The sequence below is a fragment of the Nocardia sp. NPDC058497 genome, assembly GCF_042720195.1.
Lineage (GTDB): Bacteria > Actinomycetota > Actinomycetes > Mycobacteriales > Mycobacteriaceae > Nocardia.
In genome coordinates this window covers 1-2,465 of record NZ_JBHXMY010000744.1, presented here as the reverse complement: position 1 = coordinate 2,465, position 2,465 = coordinate 1, and the positions used below count along the sequence as shown (strand labels likewise).

Sequence of the window (2,465 nt, the reverse complement as noted above, 5' to 3'; positions counted from 1 at the left end):
CCATACCGTCGCGCGCGCAGCGGGTCGTGTCCGCGGTGCGGAGCCGGGCGCCCATACCGGAGCCCGAGTCCCACAATCCCCAAGCGATCGAGACCGCCGCCAATCCGCAATCACGGCGATACTGTGCGAGCGCGTCCAGGAATGTGTTCGCCGCGGCGTAATTGCCTTGCCCCGCACCACCGAACACACCCGCAACCGACGAATACAGGACGAACAACGACAGGTCCAGCTCACGAGTGGCCTCGTGCAGCCACCACGCCGCATCGGCCTTGGCCGCCAGCACCGAATCCAAGCGATCAGGCGTCAAAGCCGACACCACACCGTCATCGAGGACACCCGCGGCATGAACGACACCGGCCAACCGCGCGTCCTCCGGCACCGCCGCCAGCAACGCCTGTACGCCATCACGGGTGGAGACGTCGCATGCCGTCACCGCCACACGCGCACCCAGCTCGGTCAGCTCCGTAACCAAATCACTAGTCCCAGGCGCAGTTCGCCCGCGCCGAGAACCCAACACCAGTGAGCGCACACCGTGGTTGCGCACGAGATGGCGTGCGACCAACGCACCCAACCCGCCTGTCCCGCCCGTGACGACGACAGTGCCGGTCGACAATCGCTCATCCGCGACGAGCATCGGCTCGGTGGGCAGACGCATCAAGCGCGCCACGTGAACCACATCCCCGCGCACCACGACCTGCGGTTCGCCGGTCGCGACGACTCGCCCTGCCAACTCGTCGAGATCCGCGGTGCTATCGCTGTCTACCAATATGATTCGGCCCGGGTGCTCCGACTGCGCCGAGCGCACCAGGCCCCACACCGTCGCGGCCGCGATATCGGAGACCGGTTCTGCCGCCACCGCACCTGCGGTCAACACCAGTAGTCGGCTCTCGGCGAACCGCGCGTTCTCGAGCCACGCCTGCACCACGCCCAACGTCTCATGGGCCAGCAGATGCGCTCGACTCACCGTGTCAGCGAGGGTGTGCGTGCCGCGCAAATCGAGGACGACCACGCCCGGGATGCGCAACGTCTGGTCGGACCATGCGCGAAAGTCGTTGTAGGCGAGAACCGTACAGGTATCGAGCGGCTCGCCGATGTCCGCCGTCCGAGGCGACCACCGCACGATCGACAAGCGTCCGGGAGGCGTGAGGCGACCTTGAGGGTGCATCCGCCGCACAGCGAGCGTTTCGATGTTCATGACGGGCTGCCCCGCCTGGTCTACCACCTCGGCGCTCACTCCGCCCGAACTCCCGTCGGGTCGGATGCGTGCGCGCACCGCGGTCGCGCCCACCGCGTGCACTCGGATGTCCTCGGCGGCCGCCAGCTGAGGCGGTGCCTCTGGGTCCGCGATGGCCGAGGCCTGCACGATGGCCTCGAGCAGGGCCGGGTGCAGCACGAACTGCTCGATCGCGGTGCTCGATTCCGGCAGGGCGGCTTCGAGATACACGTCCGTGTCGTCGCGCCACACCGCGCGCAACGCTTGGAAGGCCGACCCGTAGCGATATCCGGAATCCGCGTAACGGTCGTAGAGTCCGTCCAGCGCAACCGGTTCCGAACCGCGAGGCGGCCACTGCTCCCACGCGTCGGTCGCAACGGGGGCCGCGGTGCCGGGCACGAGCAGGGCCTGCGCGTACAGCACCCACTCCATATCCACATCGGCCGGGGCGTCCGGGCGTGAGTACACGCGGACGTCCCGGCTGCCATTCTCGCCGGGGGGGTCCACGGCGATCCGGACCGCTACGGATGCCCGCTGCGGCAACACCAGCGGCGAATGAATTAGTAACTGCTGCAGGCAATCACAGCTCAACCGGCCGCCGAGCGCCGAAATCCACTCCACGAAGACCGCGCCCGGCACGACCGCCTCGCCCGACACCACGTGGTCACCGAGCCATGGATGCGACGTCAACGACAGCCGCGCCGTCGCGATCATCGCACCGGTTTCCGGCGTCGAGATGACCGTGCCGATCAGGGGATGCGAGGAGGCGGGCAAGCCCAGCACACCCGGATCGCTGGACGTGTTCGACTCGAGCCAGTAGTGACGCCGCTGGAACGCATACGACGGCAGCTGCACCCGCACGCGAGAAGTATTCGTCCACAGTTGCTTCCACGCCACGCCGACGTCGGTCATCGTGGTGTCGACCGCAGCAACCGCCGTCAGCAGAGTTTCCCGCTCGGAGCGTTTGCGCCCCAGGATCGCCACGACGCGAGTGTCCTGGGTGACCGCGTCGGTGTCGGCATCGAGGACCTCGCTGATCAACGCTGACAGCCCGCCATCGGGACCGGCCACGACGAACCGTGACGCGCCCGCCTCCCGCAGGGTCTGGATGCCATCGGCGAAGCGCACGCACTCCCGCACGTGCGAAACCCAGTACTGCGGTGCCGACATCGACGAATCGACCAGTGCGCCGGTAAGATTCGACACTACCTGTATCTTCGTTGACTGACAATCGATACAGTCTATCAACGCA

At 67.3% G+C, this 2,465-nt stretch carries 1 protein-coding gene; it reads right to left on the bottom strand.

The features are described 5' to 3' along the window. Window positions 1-2,419: type I polyketide synthase (locus tag ACFWPJ_RS30345; RefSeq protein ID WP_378856564.1), on the bottom strand; the 2,419-nt coding region annotated here is incomplete at its 3' end. Between the last annotated feature and the right edge of the window lie 46 nt (window positions 2,420-2,465).